The sequence below is a fragment of the Cyanobacteria bacterium QS_8_64_29 genome, from assembly GCA_003022125.1.
GTDB lineage: Bacteria > Cyanobacteriota > Cyanobacteriia > Cyanobacteriales > Rubidibacteraceae > QS-8-64-29.
The window spans coordinates 1-20,821 of the sequence record PXQH01000055.1 but is presented as its reverse complement, the minus strand read 5'-3'; the positions used below and the strand labels follow the sequence as shown (position 1 = coordinate 20,821).

Annotated in this window: 21 protein-coding genes and 1 pseudogene; 16 read left to right on the top strand and 6 right to left on the bottom strand. The window is 62.9% G+C overall.

Translation table 11 applies throughout. The annotated features are described in order from the left end of the window. Window positions 1–81: 81 nt before the first annotated feature. Window positions 82–420 (top strand): transcriptional regulator, encoded by a 339-nt coding sequence (locus tag BRC58_08885; protein PSP16516.1) that lies wholly within the window; start codon window positions 82–84, stop codon window positions 418–420. A gap of 22 nt (window positions 421–442) precedes the next feature. On the opposite strand, the gene rdgB is transcribed toward BRC58_08885, so the two are convergent. Together rdgB and BRC58_08875 are read right to left on the bottom strand one after the other, a co-directional pair. Further along, window positions 443–1,030, bottom strand: coding sequence for a non-canonical purine NTP pyrophosphatase, RdgB/HAM1 family (gene rdgB, locus BRC58_08880; GenBank protein ID PSP16515.1), 588 nt, complete (start codon window positions 1,028–1,030; stop codon window positions 443–445). 16 nt (window positions 1,031–1,046) lie between these two features. Next, window positions 1,047–2,489, bottom strand: a complete 1,443-nt coding sequence (locus BRC58_08875) for a phosphoglucosamine mutase (protein PSP16514.1) — start codon at window positions 2,487–2,489, stop codon at window positions 1,047–1,049. 167 nt (window positions 2,490–2,656) lie between these two features. Between BRC58_08875 and BRC58_08870 the strand changes: the two genes are divergently transcribed. Together BRC58_08870 and BRC58_08865 are read left to right on the top strand one after the other, a co-directional pair. Beyond that, complete coding sequence (locus BRC58_08870; protein ID PSP16513.1) at window positions 2,657–3,499, top strand: Photosystem II manganese-stabilizing polypeptide; 843 nt, start codon at window positions 2,657–2,659, stop codon at window positions 3,497–3,499. 126 nt (window positions 3,500–3,625) lie between these two features. Continuing rightward, a complete protein-coding gene (locus BRC58_08865) occupies window positions 3,626–4,183 on the top strand; it encodes a TIGR04376 family protein (GenBank protein PSP16512.1) in 558 nt (185 codons plus the stop codon). 65 nt (window positions 4,184–4,248) lie between these two features. Here BRC58_08865 and BRC58_08860 read toward each other — a convergent pair whose 3' ends face one another. Beyond that, window positions 4,249–5,250 carry a phosphoribulokinase gene (locus tag BRC58_08860; protein PSP16511.1) on the bottom strand — a complete coding sequence of 334 codons (1,002 nt, stop codon included), beginning with the start codon at window positions 5,248–5,250 and terminating at the stop codon, window positions 4,249–4,251. Between the two features lie 381 nt (window positions 5,251–5,631). Between BRC58_08860 and BRC58_08855 the strand changes: the two genes are divergently transcribed. After that, on the top strand, window positions 5,632–6,885 hold the full coding sequence (locus BRC58_08855) for a ferredoxin-NADP reductase (protein PSP16510.1): 1,254 nt from the start codon (window positions 5,632–5,634) through the stop codon (window positions 6,883–6,885). A gap of 202 nt (window positions 6,886–7,087) precedes the next feature. Continuing rightward, the gene (locus BRC58_08850) at window positions 7,088–8,992 is read left to right on the top strand and encodes a cell division protein FtsH (protein ID PSP16509.1); all 1,905 of its coding nucleotides are present in this window, start codon (window positions 7,088–7,090) and stop codon (window positions 8,990–8,992) included. Window positions 8,993–9,060: 68 nt separating this feature from the next. Here BRC58_08850 and BRC58_08845 read toward each other — a convergent pair whose 3' ends face one another. After that, window positions 9,061–9,738, bottom strand: coding sequence for an ATP-dependent dethiobiotin synthetase BioD (locus tag BRC58_08845; protein ID PSP16508.1), 678 nt, complete (start codon window positions 9,736–9,738; stop codon window positions 9,061–9,063). A gap of 206 nt (window positions 9,739–9,944) precedes the next feature. On the opposite strand from BRC58_08845, the gene BRC58_08840 reads away from it, so the two are divergent. From BRC58_08840 to psbM, 7 genes and pseudogenes are all read left to right on the top strand, one after another. Beyond that, window positions 9,945–10,937, top strand: coding sequence for a phosphoribosylpyrophosphate synthetase (locus BRC58_08840; protein ID PSP16507.1), 993 nt, complete (start codon window positions 9,945–9,947; stop codon window positions 10,935–10,937). 65 nt (window positions 10,938–11,002) lie between these two features. Further along, a complete protein-coding gene (locus BRC58_08835; GenBank protein PSP16506.1) occupies window positions 11,003–11,236 on the top strand; it encodes a hypothetical protein in 234 nt (77 codons plus the stop codon). Window positions 11,237–11,252: 16 nt separating this feature from the next. Then, entirely contained in the window at window positions 11,253–11,720 is a 468-nt protein-coding gene (locus BRC58_08830; GenBank protein PSP16505.1) for a hypothetical protein, read from the top strand. Between the two features lie 4 nt (window positions 11,721–11,724). After that, window positions 11,725–12,341: pseudogene (locus tag BRC58_08825) on the top strand (SAM-dependent methyltransferase). 66 nt (window positions 12,342–12,407) lie between these two features. Continuing rightward, a complete protein-coding gene (locus BRC58_08820) occupies window positions 12,408–13,928 on the top strand; it encodes a transporter (GenBank protein ID PSP16504.1) in 1,521 nt (506 codons plus the stop codon). A gap of 75 nt (window positions 13,929–14,003) precedes the next feature. Further along, on the top strand, window positions 14,004–14,312 hold the full coding sequence (locus BRC58_08815) for an iron ABC transporter substrate-binding protein (protein ID PSP16503.1): 309 nt from the start codon (window positions 14,004–14,006) through the stop codon (window positions 14,310–14,312). A gap of 84 nt (window positions 14,313–14,396) precedes the next feature. After that, the gene (psbM, locus tag BRC58_08810) at window positions 14,397–14,510 is read left to right on the top strand and encodes a photosystem II reaction center protein M (protein PSP16541.1); all 114 of its coding nucleotides are present in this window, start codon (window positions 14,397–14,399) and stop codon (window positions 14,508–14,510) included. Window positions 14,511–14,563: 53 nt separating this feature from the next. Here psbM and BRC58_08805 read toward each other — a convergent pair whose 3' ends face one another. Further along, the gene (locus BRC58_08805) at window positions 14,564–15,421 is read right to left on the bottom strand and encodes a universal stress protein (GenBank protein PSP16540.1); all 858 of its coding nucleotides are present in this window, start codon (window positions 15,419–15,421) and stop codon (window positions 14,564–14,566) included. A 232-nt stretch (window positions 15,422–15,653) separates the two neighbouring features. Between BRC58_08805 and BRC58_08800 the strand changes: the two genes are divergently transcribed. After that, entirely contained in the window at window positions 15,654–17,090 is a 1,437-nt protein-coding gene (locus BRC58_08800; GenBank protein PSP16502.1) for a folate/biopterin family MFS transporter, read from the top strand. Between the two features lie 9 nt (window positions 17,091–17,099). Continuing rightward, complete coding sequence (locus BRC58_08795; protein PSP16501.1) at window positions 17,100–18,590, top strand: Apocarotenoid-15,15'-oxygenase; 1,491 nt, start codon at window positions 17,100–17,102, stop codon at window positions 18,588–18,590. Here the strand turns inward: BRC58_08795 and BRC58_08790 are convergent. Beyond that, entirely contained in the window at window positions 18,587–19,315 is a 729-nt protein-coding gene (locus BRC58_08790; GenBank protein ID PSP16500.1) for a hypothetical protein, read from the bottom strand. The two genes, BRC58_08795 and BRC58_08790, sit on opposite strands and share 4 nt — an antisense overlap. A 279-nt stretch (window positions 19,316–19,594) precedes the next feature. Between BRC58_08790 and BRC58_08785 the strand changes: the two genes are divergently transcribed. Continuing rightward, window positions 19,595–19,870, top strand: coding sequence for a toxin (locus BRC58_08785; protein PSP16499.1), 276 nt, complete (start codon window positions 19,595–19,597; stop codon window positions 19,868–19,870). Continuing rightward, window positions 19,854–20,150: an antitoxin gene (locus BRC58_08780; GenBank protein ID PSP16498.1), complete on the top strand. Its 297-nt coding sequence runs from the start codon at window positions 19,854–19,856 to the stop codon at window positions 20,148–20,150. The genes BRC58_08785 and BRC58_08780 overlap by 17 nt, the downstream gene beginning before the upstream one ends. Window positions 20,151–20,821 lie beyond the last annotated feature (671 nt).

The window sequence follows — 20,821 nt, the reverse complement described above, 5'->3', positions numbered from 1 at the left end:
GGCATCGCCCAGCGTGGTAAAAACGGAAGAACCGTTTGATCGGTTAAGGCGTCCGGTAGAGTTCGCAAAGGAGCGGTACGGTTGAAAAAAATTGAAGCGATCGTCCGGCCCTTCAAGTTGGACGAGGTCAAGGTTGCCCTAGTGAATGCCGGCGTTGTGGGCATGACCGTCTCTGAAGTCCGCGGGTTCGGACGTCAAAAAGGCCAAACCGAGCGCTATCGCGGTTCCGAATACACGGTCGAGTTTTTGCAAAAGCTCCAAATCGAAATTGTCGTTGAGGACGATCAAGTCGATACGGTCGTCGACAAAATTGTCAATGCTGCCCGGACTGGCGAGATTGGCGATGGCAAAATCTTTGTCTCGCCCATCGACCAAATCGTTCGCATTCGCACGGGCGAGAAAAACCTGGAAGCCGTTTGAGCGCTACTCGCAGCGGAAGGGGTCAGCCGTGCGCTGTCCCCGGTAGCGCTGCTAGCTGCGGCAGCAGGGTCCGAAATGCCTGCGCGCGATGGCTGAGCTGCTGCTTGGTGGCTGGCGGCATCTGGGCAAACGTTTGCCCCTGCTGGGGGACGTAAAAAACGGGATCGTAGCCGAAGCCGCCGCTGCCGCGCGGCTGGGTCAAGATCTTGCCCCAGCAGCTGCCTTGCGCTTGCAGCGTGATCGCGCCATCAGGCTGGGCGACTGCGACCGCGCAGGCAAATTGGGCCGCCCGATCGTCACTGTCGCCTAGCTCTTGCAGCAACCGTTGGATGCGCTCGTGATCGCTGCGGCCGTAGCGGGCCGAGTAAATGCCGGGCCGAGCGCCCAAGGCCCGCACGCACAGTCCCGAGTCTTCGGCGATCGCCCATTTGCCCGTGGCGCGAGCAACGTGCGCCGCCTTGAGGGCCGCGTTCTCGGCGAAGGTCATTCCGGTCTCGGGGGGATCGACCGCCTCAGGTTTGAGCTGCAAGCGCCACCCACTCTGGGCCAAATAGGCTTGCATTTCGTCCCGCTTGCCGGGGTTGCCGGTGGCCACGATCAGCTCGGTCATGGCGCTCGGGCTTCGCTCAGTTTGCGTTGGTCCACTGCCGCGCCCAATCCAGGGTCTGGCGCACGCGCGCGGCCGTGGGTGCCTCGCAGTAGAGCCGCAGCAGCGGTTCCGTGCCGCTACAGCGGATCAGCAACCAGCTGCCATCCTCGAGGCGGAATTTATGACCGTCCTGGGTGGTGCACTCGCGGACCCGCCGGCCGGCAATGGTGTCGGGCGGCGCTTGCTGCAGGCGCTCGCGCACCCGATCGCGGGCTGCGGCATCCGCCAGCGGTAGGTCGAGGCGATCGTAGCTAGCGCTAAAGCCGGTCTCGCGCTGCAGCTGGGCGCAGCGCGCGCTCAGATCCTGCCACTCGAGCGCGACGGTCTCGAGCAAGTACAGGGCCGATAGCAGCGCATCCCGCTCGGGGATGTGGGTGCCGTAGCCAATGCCGCCGGATTCTTCTCCTCCGAGCAGCACGCGCTCGGCGAGCATGCGATCGGCCACGTGCTTGTAGCCGACGGGGGTTTCGCAAACTGGCAACCCGAGCTGAGCGGCCACATGGGCGATCAAATCCGAACCGCTGACCGTTTTGACTACTTCACCGCTCAAGCCGCGCTGGCGGGCCAAGCGATCCACCAGGAGGGGAATGAGGGCTTGGGCGCTCAACACGTTGCCGCGACCGTCGATGGCCGCGATGCGATCGCCGTCGCCATCGAAGGCCAACCCCAGCCGCAACCCGCCCGAGGCTCCGCGAGCGGTGCGCCGCACCTGGCGGCAGAGGGCTGACAGGTGCTGGGGAAGGGGCTCGGGGGCGCCGTCCCCAAAGGTGGGATCGCGTTCGCTGCGCAGCTCGCCAATGGGGAGCTCTAGCAGCTGGCTCAGACCGCCGGCCGCTGCCCCGTGCATGGCATCCGCCCAGACTGTCAGCTCGCCGCTGGCAATGGCATCGCGGATGGCGGTGCAGTCCACCCGCTCGCGCAGGGCTTGGCAGTAGTGCGGCCAGGGGTCGAAGGCGCTGGCGTGCCCGCTGCGCTCGCTCGGGGGCATCGAGTGGGTCAGCCGGGCTTCCACTTGCTGCGCCACGGCCTGCGGTACGGAGCCGCCAAAGCTGCCCTTGAGCTTGACGCCCAAATCGCCGGCTGGGTTGTGGCTGGCCGTGATAACGAGGGCGCCTAGGGCCTCGCGATTGCGGGCAGCCCAGCTCAGCGCTGGGGTGGGGGCGTAGGTTTGCGCCAGCCAGACATTAAAGCCTGCTTGCCGCACGGCATCGGCTGCTGCCTGCGCGAAGTCCTCGGCCATGAAGCGGCGGTCGTAGCCCACCAGCACGGGGCGCTGCCGCTCGGCATCGCCATAATGCTCGGCCAGGACCTGGGCAGCCGGCGGCGCGAGCTGCCGGAGGCGCTCGAAAGTAAAACTGCCTGCGATCTGGCCCCGCCAGCCATCCGTTCCAAACGCGATCGGGGAGCTTGGGGCGGTCATGGCAATTCGGTCGCAGTGGCGGGACGAGATTGTACAATGAAAGCGCGTTACGCGAGTTTAACAAGCTGAGTACGCTCGATCGAGCGGCAGCGATCGCTTGGGGTGCCCAAGTGCGCCAGCGCTCGATAGCGGTCTATAGAGAAAACCCGAAGCGAGCGAGAGCAACCATGAGCTACCGTGCGTTTGTCGTTGCCGTTCTGGCTTTGTGCGTCGGCGTCCTGACGGCTTGCAGTGAGGGTCCTGCCGCCACGGTCACGGCGACCGACCGGCAACAACTAACTTACGACCAGGTTATTGGGACGGGCCTGGCGAACAAGTGCCCGCAGCTATCCGAGACGAGCCGCGGCAAGCTCGACATCGAGCCCGGTCGGTCCTATGCCATACGCGATATGTGCTTGCAACCGACCGACTACTTTGCCAAAGAAGAGCCGGTAACCCAGCGGCAAGACCCCGAGTTCGTTCCCGGCAAGCTGCTGACGCGGGCGACAACGAGCCTGGAGCAAATTCGGGGCAAGCTCGAGGTCGACGATCGCGGGAACCTGACGCTGCGGGAAGAAGATGGCATCGACTTCCAGCCCATTACCATCCAGCTGCCTGGCGGCAAGGAAGTGCCGTTCATGTTTACCGTGAAGGGGCTGGTGGCCAACGCGCAGTCCGCTGCCCCGGCCATCACCACCTCCACCGACTTTCAGGGGCAGTACGTTGTCACCCCTTACCGGGGCGGTGGCTTTCTCGATACGCGCGGCCGCGGCCCAGCAAGCGGCTATGATAGCGCGCTTGGCCTGCCCGCCAAGGCGGACAGCGACGAACTTGCCCGCGAGAACATCAAGCAATTGACTACCGACCGGGGCAATATCGACTTAAAGGTAGCCAAGGTCAATGCCAATACGGGCGAGATTGCCGGCACCTTCGAGAGCGAGCAACCCTCCCATACCGATATGGGGGCCAAAGAGCCCGAGGACGTCAGGGTTCGCGGCGTGTTCTACGCGCGAGTTGCTGAAGCGCTCTAAGCAGCGCGAGCGCCACGAGGATGGGGCTATTCCCCATCCTCGTTTTTAGAGCCCATTGCCTTGCTGGCTGCTGCGAGGAACGCAGCTGTTACGCTTGCTGGATAAAGCTGAGCTTGAGGAACCATCGTGGGGCTATTCGATGACCTGAGCCGCTTTCTGGAGACGCGCCTCGATGAGTTCCTGCGCGAGCATCCGCACTTGGAACTTGAGGCGATCGAGGAGCAACTGCGCGAGCAAGAAGAAGACACCCAGCGCCTGATTGCCGAGCTCCAGCAGCAGCAAAAGCAGCAGCGCGAGGGCATCGTCGCGATCGCGCAACAAATCCAGCGTTGGCACGAACGCATCGAAAAAGCCAAAGCCGCGCAACGCTGGGATTTAGTCCAAGCCGCTCAGGACAAGGAAGCCTCGCTGCTGCGCCTGGGCAACCAACGCTGGGGGCAAATGGAAGGCGTCAACAAGCGCCTCGAGCGCGCTCAGCGCTTGCTAGCTCAGATCCGACAGCGGCGGCAGGAAGTCAAAACGCAGTCTGCTCGCGCGGCCGCACCCTCTGCCGACTCGGGGAGAAGCAGCGCCGGCTGGCAGCGGGGCGCAAGCGAAGCTGCCGACGATCCGCTCGAGGCACAGTTCCAACGCTGGGAGGCTGAGCGCGAGCTGGATGAAATGAAGCGCCAGTCGCGCTCCTAAATTAATATCCCCCGCAAGGCTCCCTTGCGGGGGACGCGTGGGACAGGGTCAGCCCGCGGGAACGGCTAGACCTGGGCGGCCACTTTGGCTTCGCCCGCTGTCAGTTGCTCGTAGGCCTCGCGCATCTTGAGCCCCACTAGCACCTGGAACAAGCCGGTGCCGTTGTTGGAGCCGGGATAGTCTCGATGCTTGAGTAGCAACTCGGTCATCTCGCCGTAGTAGCGGGTGGCGGTCTTGCTGAGGTGGCTCTCGATGTAGATCATCTCTTCGAGGTTGTCGAATTGACCGTCCACCTCAAGAATCGAGACCTCGTTGCCGTGGAAGGTATCCGGCCCGTAGTACATTTTGATGCCGGGGTAGCTGCAGGTGAGCTTGCGCCCGCAGGGCCGCCAGTGGATCGTCGAGCCCTCATCGAACAGATAGACCGACTCGAACGAGTCCTTGCCCTCACGCTGGATCAGGCGAACCCGAACGTAGTTGCAGTCCGGATCGTCGATTAGCTCGGTGGGCAACACCTGCAGCACGACATCGGCGTGTGCTTTTTGGGGCTCGATGTAGGCACTGAAATCGGGACGGCGCGCGTTGATCGAGGCCAGCACGTCCTCGTAACTGTGGCCGCGCTCGGACATGTCCCGCTTGACCTTCCAGCTAATTTTGACCTCGTCGCTGATATCGAGGTAGACGCTAAAGTCAAGCAGCGAGCGGACGCGCTCGTCGTAGAAGGGATGCAACCCTTCGATGACCACGATGTGGTTGGGCTCGATGCGCTCGCGCGGATCGAAGGTTCCCGTTTCGTGGTTGTAAATGGGTTTGTCGATGGCCTGGCCGTTTTTGAGCGCCGCGATCTGTTCGTACATCAGATCGAAGTCGTTGGCCTTGGGGTTGAGTGCCGTCACCCCGGCTTCCTTTCGCTGCTGGCGATCAAGGCTGTGATAGTCATCCAGGCAGATGACCGTCATGAACTCTTCGCCGAACAGATCGCTCAAGCGGCGCAGGAACGTGGATTTGCCGCAGCCGGAATCGCCGGCAACGCCAATTAGGACGACGCGGTCAGATTGTGCCTTCATAACCTCCCTCTTGGTATCCCGCTAGTTGGGCGCACTGCGCTCCTCAAACCAGGGCGAGTAGCTAGCCTCCTACTGATGCTCCGGACGGAGAGAAGGGGGCAAGTCGGGATATGGATTGAGTATTGTTGCTATAGGATATTGAGCCCGTATCATACCAGACGGGAAAACCTCCTACAAGGCAGCGACCACGGCTGCGCTGGTACTGGCAAGCATGCCTCCATTCTGCCTCTTCCCGAGCGTCCTGGCGCTCTAGCTAGCAATGCTAGGCTGATGGATGCGCTAGGGTTCGAGCCCACTAATGACCCCTCAAGCGGGTTAGGGGGCCCACGCGAGAGAACCTGCTTGCAGTTCGAAGCGATTCGGAGTGGAAACTAGTTGCCAATGTACGGTCCCAATCCAGTAGCTGCCTTCGCCAACAACGCCAATTCCAGCCGCACGTTCGTGTTCGAGGTAGCGGGGCTGCACCAGAACGGCGAGACCGATCGCATGGGCTATCCCATCCGCTACAGCGGCAGCACCTACCTAACGGTACCTTACGAGCGCATGAGCAGCGAGATGCGCCGGATTGCACGCTTGGGAGGCCGGATCCTCAATATTAGACCGCTCAATGGCGACTCTGCCTCGGCCAACGGTAGCGGCGGCTCTGCTAGCGCGGGGGCTGCCAAGAACGAGGGCCGCAATGCGCCAGCCCAGGTGCAGCAACAAGGGCAAGATAAGGCGCAGAAGGATAAGGACAAAAAGGCCCAGAAAAAATCGGACGTTCCGGTCAACCTCTACAAGCCCAAAAGTCCGCTGGTGGGCCAATGCGTCGAGAACAGCGAGCTGGTTTATGAAGGCGGCATTGGGACGGTACGCCACGTCGTACTGGATGTAGCCGATAGCGATTTGCGCTACCTAGAGGGTCAGAGCGTTGGCATCATCCCGCCTGGGACCGACAAAAACGGCAAGCCGCACAAGCTGCGGCTCTACTCCATTGCCTCGACGCGCAGCGGCGAATACGGCAAGGCCAACACCGTATCGCTGTGCGTCCGCAAGCTGGTGTACCAACATCCCGAGACGGGCGAGACCGTCTACGGCGTGTGCTCGAGCTATCTCTGCAACTTGGAGGAAGGCGAAAACGTTTGGATCACGGGGCCCGTGGGCAAAGAGATGCTGCTGCCCGAGGATCCCAACGCCAACCTCATCATGATGGCAACTGGGACCGGCATCGCTCCCTACCGGGCCTACTTGCAGCGCCTGCTGGAAGAGCTGCCGCGAGAGGGCGGCCAATTCAACGGCTTCGCCTGGTTGATTTTTGGGGTTCCCAAAACGGAGAACATCCTATATAAAGAAGAGCTCGAGCGCTTGCAGCAGCAGCATAGCGACCGCTTCCGCCTGACTTATGCGCTCAGCCGCGAGCAGAAAACGGCGGAGGGCAACAAAATGTACATTCAAAACCGCGTCGCCGATTGTGCGAGCGAAATCTGGGAGCTGCTCCAGCAAGAGAACACGCACACCTACATCTGCGGCCTCAAAGGCATGGAAAACGGCATCGACGAGGTCCTATCGGCCGAGGCCGACAAGCACGGCGTCAATTGGGCCGAGTTTCAAAAGCAGATGAAAAAAGCCGGTCGCTGGCACGTCGAGACTTACTAGCTCCGCGTGCAAGCCGTTTCGAGGCGCGCCTGGCCCCGACGCAGCGGGGATAGGGCGCGCTTTTAACGTTGGGCAGCTGCCCGGGCGGCGCTCATGAAGTTAAATTAAGTTAAGATAAAAGCCAGCAGCTGGCTGCAAGGCACTTCCAGTTCCGCCGCGAGCTAACTACCACGCGTACCGTCAACAAGCGAGAGATGCAGTTATGAAACTTCCCTGGAGAGCAATCCTACTTTGGACGCTACCGGCCTTAGCCATTGGCATTTTCCTGTGGCAAGGCACGTTCTCGCCTGCTGGGGGCGACCGGTTAAGCGGCAACACGGCCAATACGCGCATGAGCTACGGCCGCTTCATCGAAGCCCTGGAGCAGGGGCGCGTGCAGAGCGTCGATTTGTACGATGGCGGCCAAACGGCGATCGTGGAATCGGCCGATCCGCGACTCGATGGCCGGGTGCAAAAGCAGCGCGTTGAGCTTCCCGAGCGGGCCCCCGAGCTGATTGCCCAGTTGCGCCAGTCGGATGTGGAATTTGAGGTCCACGACTCGGAGGACAATGGCGCCATTTGGGGCATTCTGGGCCAGCTGATTTTCCCCATTCTGCTGATTGTGGCGCTGTTTTTCCTGTTTCGGCGCTCCAACAACAACTCGGCGACCGGCGGCGGCCCCGGACAAGCCATGAACTTTGGCAAGTCCAAAGCCCGCTTCCAAATGGAGGCCAAAACTGGCATCGTCTTTGACGATGTGGCTGGCATTGAGGAAGCCAAGCAGGAACTAGAAGAGGTGGTGAGCTTTCTCAAGCAGCCCGAGCGCTTCACCTCAGTGGGGGCACAAATTCCCAAAGGAGCGCTAGTAATTGGCCCGCCAGGAACGGGCAAAACGCTGCTTGCCAAGGCCATTGCAGGCGAAGCTGGCGTGCCGTTTTTCAACATCTCGGGCTCGGAGTTCGTCGAGATGTTTGTTGGTGTGGGAGCTTCCCGCGTGCGGGATTTGTTCAAAAAAGCCAAGGAAAATGCACCTTGCTTGATCTTTATTGACGAGATCGACGCGGTGGGCCGCCAGCGCGGTGCCGGCATCGGCGGCGGTAACGACGAGCGCGAGCAAACGCTCAACCAGCTGCTGACCGAGATGGACGGATTTGAGGAGAACACCGGCATTATCATTGTGGCGGCCACCAACCGCCCGGACGTGCTGGATCAGGCCCTACTGCGCCCCGGCCGGTTCGATCGCCAGATTATGGTCGAGTCGCCCGACATTAAAGGGCGGATCGGCATTTTGGAGGTCCACGCCCGCGACAAAAAGCTGTCTCCGGATGTCTCCATTGAGGGGATCGCGCGCCGCACGCCCGGATTCACTGGTGCCGATTTGGCCAACTTGCTCAATGAGGCTGCCATTTTGGCCGCGCGGCGCCGCAAAGATGCCATCGAGATGGTGGAAATTAGCGATGCGGTTGATCGCGTCATTGCGGGCATGGAAGGCACGCCGCTGGTGGATAGCAAAAGCAAGCGCCTGATCGCTTACCACGAAGTCGGCCACGCTCTAATCGGAACGCTGCTGCAGTACCACGATCCGGTGGAGAAAGTCACGCTCATCCCGCGCGGTCAGGCCCAGGGACTGACCTGGTTTACCCCCAGCGACGAGGAGCAGACGCTAGTCTCGCGGGCCCAGCTCAAGGCGCGCATTACAGGCGCCCTAGGCGGACGGGCCGCCGAGGAGGAAGTCTTTGGCGAGGACGAGGTTACCAGCGGCGCCGGCGGCGACCTGCAGCAGCTGACCGCCATGGCCCGGCAGATGGTGACGCGCTTTGGCATGTCCGAGCTGGGGCCGCTATCGCTCGAGAGCCAGGGTGGCGGCGAGGTTTTTCTGGGCGGCGGCCTAACGCGCTCGGAATACTCGGAAGAGATCGCCTCGCGCATTGACAGCGAAGTCAAAGCGATCGTGGAGGCCTGCCACGAGCAGGCGCGCCAGATCGTGCGCGAACATCGGCCGGCGGTCGACCGGCTCGTCGATTTGCTGATCGAAAAAGAGACCATCGACGGCGACGAGTTCCGGCAGATCGTGGCCGAGTACGCCACCGTGCCGGACAAAGAGCAGTACGTGCCGCAGCTCTCCTAAACGCGCCCAACCTTGAAGTCCCAAGGGATGGCCTCGCGGCCATCCCTTTTTGTATGGAGCCAGTCGCGCTAGCGCAAGCGCTCCAGCGCCAGCTCAGAGGCCGCGCGGGTGAGTGCCCCGCGATCGCGCCAGCTCGCCAAATAGGGCAGCTTCCCCCATACGGGCACGCCGGTGAGCGATTCCATCAGCGCGCTCGGGGCCCAGTCAGCGCCAGACTCGCCTGCCTGCGGTTGCGCGCAGTTGAGCACCAGGCCTTGCAGCGGCACGCCGACCTGGCGGGCAAGCGCCACGTTGGCCACCGCCTGCGCGATCGCGCCTAGCTGCACCGGCACGACCAGCAAGGTGGGCAGATGCCAGGCAGCCGCCACTTCACCTACTGTGAGCTCTTCGGTGACGGGCGAGCCCAAGCCGCCCAACGACTCGATCAACACAAAGTCTCGCTCTCGCTGAAGCGCCTGCAGCGCCTGCCAAGCCGCGCCCAAATCGAGCGGGCGTTCCTCACGGGCGGCAGCCAGCGGGGGCGCGACTGGCATCTCGAACGCCAGCGGCACTCGGATGGCAAGGCCCTCATCCTGCCCGAACAGCTCGCGGTAGCACTCGGCATCGCCGCGACCGGCCTGAACGAGTTTCATCAGCCCCAGCGAGGTGGCCGGCCGATACGTCCGCCAGTAGGCTGCTAGGGCGAGCGTTAGCGCTGTCTTGCCGCTATCGGTATCGGTTCCGGCAATGAGCAGGGAGGAGGTCATGCAAGCGCGCCCGCGACCGTTGCGCTCGAATGGCAGCCAGTGTAGCGTCCCCAGCAGGCCGGCTGCGATCGCAACAGGCAGGCGAGCTGCTGGAGTGACAACGCCTCAAGCCCCGTCAAGCGAGGTTTTTGCGGAGCGTCGGGCAAGCTCGTTGCCGGCGGCAGAAGTGATAGAATGATTGTCGAGTCGAGGGGGAGCTGTTTGCCGTGAGCCAACCTGCTACTTTGCCGGTTCACCCCAGCGCAGCCTCGGTCGCACCCCAAAACCGGCTGCGCTTGTTTTCGGGCTCAGCCAATGTCTCGCTCTCAAAAGAGGTGGCGGCCTACTTGGGCATGGAGCTAGGGCCCATCGTGCGCAAGCAATTCGCCGACGGCGAGCTCTACGTCCAAATTCAAGAATCGGTGCGCGGCTGCGATGTCTATCTCATCCAGCCCTGCTCGCATCCGGTCAACGACCACTTAATGGAGTTGTTGACCATCATTGATGCCTGCCATCGGGCCTCAGCCCGGCAGATTACCGCTGTCATTCCTTATTACTGCTACGCGCGCGCCGATCGCAAAACCTCGGGGCGCGAATCCATTACGGCCAAATTGGTCGCCAACTTGATTTCCGAGGCGGGAGCCCATCGCGTGGTGGCGATGGACCTGCACTCGGATCAAATTCAGGGCTATTTCGACATTCCCTTCGACCACGTTTACGGCTCGCCGGTGCTGATCGATTATTTGGCGAGCAAGCAGCTCTCCGACCTAGTCATCGTCTCGCCCGATGTGGGTGGCGTGGGGCGGGCGCGCGCCTTTGCCAAAAAGCTCGACGATGCGCCGCTTGCCATCATCGACAAGCGCCGCCAGAGCCACAACGAGGCGGAAGTACTCAACGTGGTGGGCGATGTGGCGGGCAAAACGGCCGTATTGGTCGATGACATGATCGATACAGCCGGCACCATTACGCAAGGGGCACGCTTGCTAAAAGCGGAGGGGGCGCGCGCGGTCTATGCCTGCGCCACGCATGCCGTCCTCTCGGATCCGGCAGTGTCTCGCCTCTCGAGCGGCTTGTTTGAAGAGGTCATCGTCACCAATACCATTCCGGTCCCCGAATCCCACTGCTTCGAGCAGCTCACCGTTTTGTCGGTAGCCAACCTGTTGGGCGAAACTATATCGCGCGTGCACGAAGATAGCTCGGTCAGCAGCATGTTCCGCTAGCGCCGGCCACCCCCGCTAGCCCCTTTGCTAGGATTGCAGCTATCGAGACGGAAGCGATATTGCTCATGCCCATTTTGTTGCAAGCCGGCGGCGACCTGCCGATCTCGTTTACGGCCGTTTACATCATTGGCTTCATTGCCGCTGTCACCATTGGCTCCATTGCCTGGTACAACTCCAAGCGTCCGGCCGGTTGGGAAGGCAGCGAGCGCCCCAATTTCATCCCCAAGGTCAACAAGAAGGTCAACAAGCAAGACAGTTCCGAGTCTGAGGACGGCGAGTCCGGCAGCGATCGCGAGTAGCCCGCAAGCGCTAGCCATGGACGAATCGCTCGAGGGGCTGCTGGCTGAGCTCCGGCAGCCCGATGAAGCGGCCCGCGAAGCCGCGACGGCCAAGCTCTGGCGTCGATGGTTCGAGCAGAAAGGGCGCTGGGGCCAGGAGCAGCTCGAGCGCGCGCAAGCCATGCTCGATGCGGGCAACATCACTGTTGCCGAAGACCTGCTCTGTGAGGCGATCGCCCAGCACCCGGATTTTGCCGAGGCCTGGAACCGGCGGGCCGTCCTCTACTACGTAGTCGGCGAATACGAGCGCTCCCGCGAGGACTGTCAAACGGTGGTGCGCTTGAATCCCCACCATTTTGGGGCCTGGCATGGGTTGGGGTTGTGCCACGCCGCCTTGGGCGACTGCGCGGCAGCCATCGAGGCGTGCCGGCAAGCGCTGGCACTGCAGCCCTACGACATCACCAGCCAGCGCCTGATGCTGGAGTGTACGGCGCAGCTCAGCTAGCGGCATGCGCGATTCCTACCGCCGCAAGCAGCGCCTGTTCGATGCCTGGGCCCCCACTACGACTGGCTGCCGACTACTGCGTTTTATCAGGCCATCCACGCGCGCTTGCTGGCTTTCGTGACGCTGCCGGAGGGGGCGCGGGTTCTCGAGCTGGGCTGCGGTACGGGTCGGTTGCTCGCACGCTTGGCCAAGACCTATCCCCGCCTGCGTGGGGTGGGGTTGGATCTCTCGCCGCAGATGCTGCGCCAGGCGCGCGCGCACAACCCCGATCGCCGGCGGCTGGTGTACGTACGCGGCAATGCTGAGGCCTTACCGTTTGCCAGCGGCGAGTTTGACGCCACCTTTGCAACCGCCAGCTTTTTGCACTACCTGCGACCGCTAGCAGTGCTGTGGGAACTAGCGCGAGTCCTGCGCCGGAACGGGCAGTTCTACTGGGCCGATTGGACCCTGCCGAGCCAGTCTGCCAACAACTGGCTTTGGCAGCGCTCGCCCGAGCGGTTGCACCTGTATGCTCCCCAGCGGCGCGCCAGCCTGGCGCGGGCTGTGGAACTGGTTCCTCAACAGCACCACCGCCTGCTGGGCCCGGTCGTGCTGAGCGTGCTGGCCCAACCGGGTCGCTAATCGCGGTGGTTGCGCCCAAGATTTACAATTAGAGCTCAGCTCAAGCTACCCCGACCGAGCCAGCTCATGCCAGCCATCAGCCGTGTCCTGAAAGCCAGTATTGCTGCCGCCATTGCGGCCGGCAGCAGCACTGCCGCGATGGCACAACCGGCTCTGCCCGAATCGCAGGAATCCGCCCCTGAGCCCCCCAAGGTGCCGACCTTCGAGCTACCGCCTGCCCTCATCCCGCCGCCTCAGGAGCGCTCCCAAGAGTCGTTGCGCGAGATCGAGCCGTCCCCCAATCCGCTGCAGCGCCCGAACCGACCCCAGCAAGCTCAAGTTGAGATGGTTCGGGCCCTATCGCTCGAGCAGGCGCTGCAGCTCGCGCGGCGCAACAACCCTCAGCTCGAGCAAGCGCGGCAGGAGCTCGCCGCCGCCCGCGACAGCTTGCAAGCGGCCCAAGCCGAACGGTTTCCCGAACTCACAACGCGAGTGACGCTCGATACCGCCAAACGGGCAACGAGCGAGATCCGAGCCCAAGAACAAAGCTTTCAACTTGAACCCGATGAACTCAACACCGCCCTCAATGGGGAGCTGCAGCTGAGCTACGACATCTACACTGGCGAGCGGCGCTCGGCCCAAATCGAGCAAGCCGAGCAGCGGGTGCGCTTGCGGCAGCTGCAGCTCGAGCAGCAGCGCGAGGCCGTCGCGCTGAAAGTCAAAGAGCGCTACTACAGCCTGCAAGAGGCCACCTCGCAGGTGGCCATCGCCCAAGCCGCCATCAACGAATCGCGGCAGAGCCTGCGCGATGCCCAGCTGCGCAAGCGGGCCGGGGTGGGCACGCAGTTTGATGTCCTGCAGGCCCAAACCGAGCTCAGCCAGGACCGCCAGGAGCTTGCCAACGCCCGGGCCCAGCAGCGCATCGCCCGCCGGCGGCTGGCCCAAACACTCAACTTGGCCCCGCAAGCGTCAGTCACTGCCCAAGACCCGGTGGAGAAAGCTGGAACCTGGCAGCAGTCGCTAGAGGCGAGCATCACCCAAGCGCTGCGGAACCGGTCCGAACTGGAGCAGCAGATCGCCCAGCGCCGCATCAGCCAACAGGAGGCCCAAGTCGCGCTCGCGGGCATCCGCCCCCAAGTCAGTGCCTTTGGCAGCTACAACATCCGCAAGGAATTCAACAACGTTGGGCCGGGGGACGGCTTCCGCTTGGGCGTGCAGATGCAGTGGACGGCCTTTGACGGCGGCCGCGCCCGCTCCCAAGCCCAACAAGCCCGCGAGCAAGCTGAAACGGCCGAGGCTCGCTTTGCCAACCAGCGCAACCAGATCCGGTTGGCGGTGGAGGAGAGCTTTTTCAACCTGCAAGCCAACCAGCAAAACATCCAAACGGCAAAAGCCGAGGTCCGCCAGGCTGAGGAGGCGCTGCGCTTGGCGCGCTTGCGCTTCCAGGCCGGGGTGGGCACGCAAACCGATGTCATTAACGCACAGGCACGCCTGACGCGAGCGCGCGAGAACCGGCTGACGGCCATCATCAACTACAACACTTCCCTAGCCCGGCTGCAGCGGCGCACGAGCAGCTTCCCCCAGGACGATCCCTTCGCTGCCCCCTAACCGCTCGGCTAGCACCGGCCCGTCGTTTACGATCTAGGGGTGGAGGCGCTCCGCCGCTCGCTGTAAGGAGAACCGATGCCCAACATCCACTTTGCCGTTGAAGGTCAAGATGTGGTTGCTGCCGATGGGGCTAACCTGCGGCAAAAAGCCATAGAAAACAAAATTGATGTCTACACGCTCAAGGGCAAGCTGACTAACTGTGGCGGCTACGGCCAGTGCGGCACGTGCATTGTTGAGGTACTAGAGGGCAGGGAGAATTTATCTGCCCCAACGCCGGCCGAGCAGCAAAAACTCAAAAAGCGCCCCGACAGCTACCGCCTCTCCTGCCAAACGCAAGTCCATGGCCCCGTCAGTATCAAAACTAAGCCGCAGGCGCGCAGCTAGGGCGAAATACGCATTACTGCCGGCATTGCAAGTGGTAGCCTAGACGTTGTGGCTGCGAGCGTGAGAGGGGAAATTGCCATGCTCATGGACGTCAACACCTGGGGCTTTGTCGCTAGCCTGCTGTTCGTGCTGGTGCCGCTTGTGGTGCTGCTCGTGCTCTACATCCAAACCGCCAGCCGCAACCAGCAGAGCGAATGAGGTGCTCCTGGAGCCCACCGCTTATGCTGCCTGCCCGCAGTGAGTAGCTGGGCCTAGGTTGAGCTAGGCATGCGTCCTAAAAGTACCGGACAGGTGGCATTGACGCGCACGTAGTCCGAGATTGAGGTGCCGAGCAGGCGATCCAAATCGGGCAGGCTTTTGGCAACAGAGGGCCGCCGCTCGGGCGATCCCAGCAGCAGCAGATCGGCGCGGTTCTGTTGCGCCAAGTTGCAGAGCGTTTCGGCCGGGGCACCGCCGGTGGCGATGCAGCGGTGGGCAACGCCCTGGCTCTGGGCCTGGCGGGCAGCGGGTGCCAGCACCGGATCCTGCTCGGCGGTTTCGGGGGACTGCGGCGGAGCTTCCTTATCCAAGTTGGGATCGACATGCACCAGATCGAGCTGGAGTGCACTGTGCTCGCGCATGAGAAACAGTGCCAGATCCAAGCAGTACTGGGCGGCTTGCGAGCCATCGAGCGCGACCATCAGGCGCTTGAACCGCCGGACGTAGATGTCGTCTTTGACCAGCAGCAGGGAGCGGTTGGTGAGCTGGAACACGTACTGGCTGACCGAGTTGGCCAAAATGGCCTCCAGCCGCTTTAGCCCCCGCGAGCCCATGACGATCAGATCGGCATCCACTTCCTCAGCCACTTGCGGGATCGTGTCTTTGGGGTCCCCTTGGCGCAGGACCGTGCTGGCATGCTGGGGGTCGAGCTCGAGCCGCTGCAGGACCTCGGCCAGCAGCCGACCCCCTTGCTCCCACTGCTCGGCCATCTGGGCGGTGGTGGTCTGCGCCGAGACCACGTGCAGCACGGTCACCGTGGTGTCCTTAAGCGCTGGCAGCTCCAGTAGGTACTGCAGGGCCTCTTCCACGTGGCCGGTGCCGGCATCGGCGAGCAATAGCTTGTTGAGCATGGCCGTTTCCTCCACTGGGACGATCTGTGCGTATCCCCATCGCCCGAGCAACCGGGCGGTAGTTTTAGCTTAAGCGATGGATCGCGCCTGGCTCGATGGAGCCTCGCGCCCAGCGCAATCACTCTTCAAATTCGGGCGCGATCGCACAGCTACCCTGGCCGCGCGCTGGGGCGGGCTCGCTGCCTTGGCGGCTGCCCCATTAAAATGGATGAAGCTACATAAAACTTCATAAATGGCAATCGCGCGCCCTGCCTCGATCACCACCTTCCTGCAAGACAAGGTTTTTTTCGGCAACAAGCCCACCCCCGAGCTGATCGCCATCCTGACGGTTTATTTCGTTCAGGGGATCTTGGGCTTGGCCCGGCTGGCGATTAGCTTCTTTTTCAAAGACGAGCTGGGGCTGAGCCCAGCCGAGGTGTCGGCGCTGGCCGGGATCGCCGTCCTGCCGTGGGCGATCAAGCCGGCGTTCGGGCTGCTATCGGATAGCGTCCCGCTGCTGGGCTACCGCCGCCGCCCCTACCTGGTGCTCTCGGGGATTGTGGGCTCGCTGTCCTGGCTGGCGTTCGCCACGCTGGTGGACTCGAGCGCAACGGCGGTGGTGGTGCTGCTGCTGAGCTCGCTCTCGATGGCCGTGAGCGATGTCATCGTCGACTCGCAAGTGGTGGAGCGGGCGCGGGTGGAGTCGCTGGATCGGGCCGGGTCGCTGCAGTCGGTGTGCTGGGGGGCCTCGGGGCTGGGCGGCGTTATTACGGCCTACCTCAGCGGCTGGCTGCTGGAGCTGTGGTCGCCGCGGGCGGTGTTTGCCGTCACGGCGATCTTTCCGCTGCTGGTCTCGGCGGTGGCCTGGGCGATCGCCGAGACGCCGGTGAGCCGCGGCACCGCCCGGCCGCAGTTGCGCGACCAAATCCGGCAGCTGTGGGGCGCGATCGCGCAAGAGCCGGTGTGGATGCCGGCGCTGTTTGTCTTTGTCTGGCAAGCCACGCCCACCGCCGATTCGGCGCTGTTTTTTTTCCAGACCAACGAGCTGGGCTTTGAGCCCGAGTTCCTGGGCCGGATCCGGTTGGTGACCAATCTGGCCTCGCTCGCGGGCATCTGGGTGTTCTACCGCTTCCTCAAAACGGTGCCCTTTCGGCGCTTGTTCGTCTGGACCACCGTGCTGTCGGCGCTGTTGGGGCTGACGACGCTGATCCTGGTCACCCACGCCAACCGCGCGCTGGGCATTGACGATCACTGGTTCAGCCTGGGTGACAGCCTGATCCTGGCGGTCATGGGCCAAGTGGCCTTCATGCCCGTGCTGGTGCTCTCGGCGCGCCTGTGCCCGCGCGGGGTGGAAGCCACCCTGTTTGCGCTGCTGATGTCGCTCTGGAACCTCTCGGGGGTGCTCTCGCACGAGGCCGGGGCGCTGCTGACCCACTGGCTGGGCGTCACCGAGACCGAGTTCGACAACCTCTGGCTGCTGGTGCTGCTGACCAACGCCTCCACGCTGCTACCGCTGCCGCTGGTGAGCTTGCTCCCCAATGGCGACCCCGGGGCGCAGCCACCCCCAGCGCGCGAGGGCGAGGTGCGCCACTCGCAAGCCGCCCAACCCGGCTTGCCCCTCGCCGTGCCCGAATGGGGCAGCACCCTCGCCGAAATCGAGGCTTATGCGCCCGCCTCCCCCCGCAGTTGAGCTTGCCTTATGACCGATACGCTCGCATCTGACGCCACCACCGCCCCCTACGACCGCCGCGACTGGCAGCAGGGCTACGCCTCGCAGCCGCAGGAGTTCGACTACCCTATCGAGGCGATCAAAGGCACCCTACCGCCCGATCTGAACGGGACGCTGTTTCGCAACGGCCCGGGCTTACTGGATGTCAACGGCCAGCCGCTGCACCACCCCTTCGATGGCGACGGCATGGTCTGCGCGGTGACGTTTCGCCACGGCCGCGCCCGCTTCCGCAACCGCTTCGTACGCACCCCCGGCTTTATCGAGGAGCAGCAAGCCGGCGGCATCCGCTACCGCGGAGTGTTCGGCACGCAAAAGCCCGGCGGCTGGCTGGCCAATGCCTTGGACCTGAGCCTCAAAAACGTGGCCAACACCAACATCATTTACTGGGGCGGCCGGCTGCTGGCGCTGTGGGAAGCGGGCGAGCCCTATCGCCTGGACCCGGCCACGCTGGAGACCCTGGGTCCCGATACCCTCGATGGCATCCTGCCCCCGGGCGGGGCGTTTGCTGCTCACCCGCGCATTGACCCCAGCAGCCCGCTCAACGGCGGCGCCCCCAGCCTGGTCAACTTTGCCCTGCAACCGGGGCTCTCTACCAAAGTCACGGTTTACGAGCTGGACCCGGCGGGGCAGCTGCTGCAGCGCCAGGCCTTCAGCCTGCCGGGCTTTGCCTTCATCCACGACTTTGCCCTGACGCCCCACTACTGCCTGTTTTTCCAAAACCCGCTGGCGTTCAACCCACTGCCCTACCTGTTGGGCTGGCGCACCCAGGCCCAGTGCCTGCGCTTTCAGCCCCAGCGGCCCACGCGCATTGCCGCGGTGCCGCGCGACCCCAGCGCCGGCGAGCCCGTGCGCTTCTGGGAGGCCCCTGCCGGCTTTATCTTTCACTACGCCAATGCCTTCGAGCGCGAGGGCGGCCTGACCGTGGATTCCATCGGCTACGCCGATTTCCCCGAGCTGGATCCCGAAGCCGACTTTCGCCAGGTTAACTTTGCGGCCCTACCGCCCGGCCAGCTCTGGCGCACGCAGCTGGAGTGGCAACGGGAGAGGGCAACGTGCGAGTGCCTGGAGCCCCAATGCTGCGAGTTCCCGGCGCCCAACCCCAACTGCGAGGGGCGCCCCTACCGCTACCTGTTCCTGGCGGCAGCCCACCAGCCCCGCGGCAACGCGCCGCTGCAGGCACTGCTCAAGCGGGATGGGGCCACCGGCGAGCGCGAGGTCTGGAGCGCTGCCCCGCGCGGCTTTGTGGGCGAGCCGGCGTTCGTGCCCAAGGCCAACGCCAGCGCCGAAGATGAGGGTTGGGTGCTGATGTGGGTCTATCAGGCCGATGCCCACCGCACCGACGTGGTGGTTTTGGATGGGCAGGCGATCGCGCAGGGCCCGGTCGCCCGTCTGCGCCTGCGGCACCACGTGCCCTACGGGCTGCACGGCAGCTGGACTCCGCAGTGTTTTGTTGCCCCCTAGGCGTTGGCGAGCTGGGCCTGCTGGCGCTGGGCCAGGGTCCGGGCGTTGCTGAGCGAGTGCAGGTGCGCGAACACCATCCCCAGCACGCCGTTGCGGGTCCATTCGCCCAGGGTGGCGTCTTCTAGCTGCGAGAGGTGATCGCTATCAAACACGCGGAAGCCGCTCAGCACGGCAGCCTGCTCCTCGCCCTGCCCGATTTTGAACTGGCGCGCCACCAGCAGCTCCTGCTCCTGCAGCGGCGCCAGCAGGCGCTCGGTGGCACTGAGCTCCTGCTGGTATTCGGTCAAAAACTTCTGGGCCCGCTCCACTGGCTCGCCGGGGTTGCCCTCCTCATCGAACAAGGGTTGGCTGTTGGCACCGGCTTGGGCCTGGGGCTGCAGCTGCGGCGCCTGGCGGTCGATGGCAATGGTGTAGCGATCGCTGTCCTGGACCTTGCTCAGGATGAAGGGGTAGCGCCGGATGTGGGCGGGGACGTAGGGCGCCTGCCACTGGCCATCCTCCGACACGAAGGCGTTGCTGTCCTGCTGCAGCGACAGAACCGCTTGCGGCAGCAGCGACTGCCCCTCAGGCGGGAACACCACGGGGAAGTGCTTGGCCGCCTCCGAGACCTCCGAGCCGCTGAGCGGCGCCGCGATGGACTGGGCGGCAAACAGGTAGTCCCGCACGGGCTGGAAGTAGAGGTGGCCGTGCTGGGCAAAGGTCAGGGGTTCGGGCTGGGCAAACATGGCAGCTCTCGCTCGCGCCAGCGCAATTGTAGGATGCGCTGCTTGCCACGGGCGTCGCGGCTGGGGTAGGGCGCGTTTGCCAAGTCGGAAGAGTGGCCTAAAGTTGGCCGCATGAGCGAATCTGACCTATCCGATGGATCTTGCAATTGGGGCGCCTTGGCGCGAGCTTCCCCGAGGTTCGACTCGGTCGACTACTGCATCCAGGACGAGCGCCCGTGCAGCTCGCCAGGACAGCCTCCAAAATGATGACAAAAGGCAGACAAAATGCTATCTTAAGGCATGAAGTACTATAGTTGGGACCCCCAGAAGAACGAAAAGCTACAGGCCGAGCGAGGGATTTCATTCGAGACGGTCGTTTTGGGAATCGAGCAAGGGCAAGAGATCGATATCTTCGCGCATCCCAACCAGGCCAAGCACCCCGGACAGCGAATCTCCGTCGTCGTTATTGAAGGCTACGCCTATTTAGTGCCCTACCTCGAAAACGAGCAAGAAATCGTTTTAAAAACGATTATCCCCAGTCGCAAAGCGACTCAACACTATGTCCCAAACAAATAGCAATCTTGACCCGGAAGAAGCGGAACTCCTAGACGCTTTCGAGCGCGGGCAACTCAAGCGTCCTTTCAATCGCCAAAAGGACCTCGAAAAGCACCGGGCTTACGCCAAATCGACTTTTAAAAAAGACAAGCGCATCAACGTCCGCATTTCGGAGCGCGATTTTAACCAAATCCAGAAAATCGCATCCGAAGAAGGAATGCCGTATCAGACACTCGTCTCCAGTATCTTACACAAATATGTTGAAGGCCGCTTTATCGATAAAAAATCGGTTCAACAATAGCGTAGAACGCTCGCCGACCGTTGTCGATCGTTGACGCATTGCTGTCCGGGTCGTAGAGCTGGAATTTAATGCGCGACTGCTGGCGTCTGGCTATCTCGAGGGGGCCTCCGAACCGCTGAGCCGCGCCGCGATGGACTGGGTGGCAAACAGGTAGCCCGCACGGGCTGGAAGTAGCGGTAGCCGTGCTGGGCGAAGCTCAGGGGTTCGGGCTGGGATGGCAGCTCTCGCTCGCGCCAGGGCAATTGTAAGATGCGTTGCTGGCTGCAGGGGCGGCGGCCGGGCTCAGCAAGGCAGTCGCGGGTACAGGGGCAACGCAAAAGCGCGGATTTCGAGCGATCGCCCCAAATACCAGTGCAGTATTAATCTAAAAATGACTGTGTCTTGCGCAACCAAAGCAATATAATTTAATGTGATCGCGGAAACGATCGTTACCCACTAGCAAAACTCACGTAACCCCACTGGAGCGAATGCTGGATTTTGTGATCGCAACTGTTAAAGAAATGCGATCGATGGGGCTAGCTAGATGCTCATGCTATTGACAGCCTTACAATTTTGCCTTACTATAAAGCGAATGCTAATTAACCAATGCTGAGCGCAGCTGCTTCAGAGGGTGTTTTAAAAGTCAGGGAGCTTCCATGGCATAGGCTGTCCTATTGGAGAACAAGGAGGAC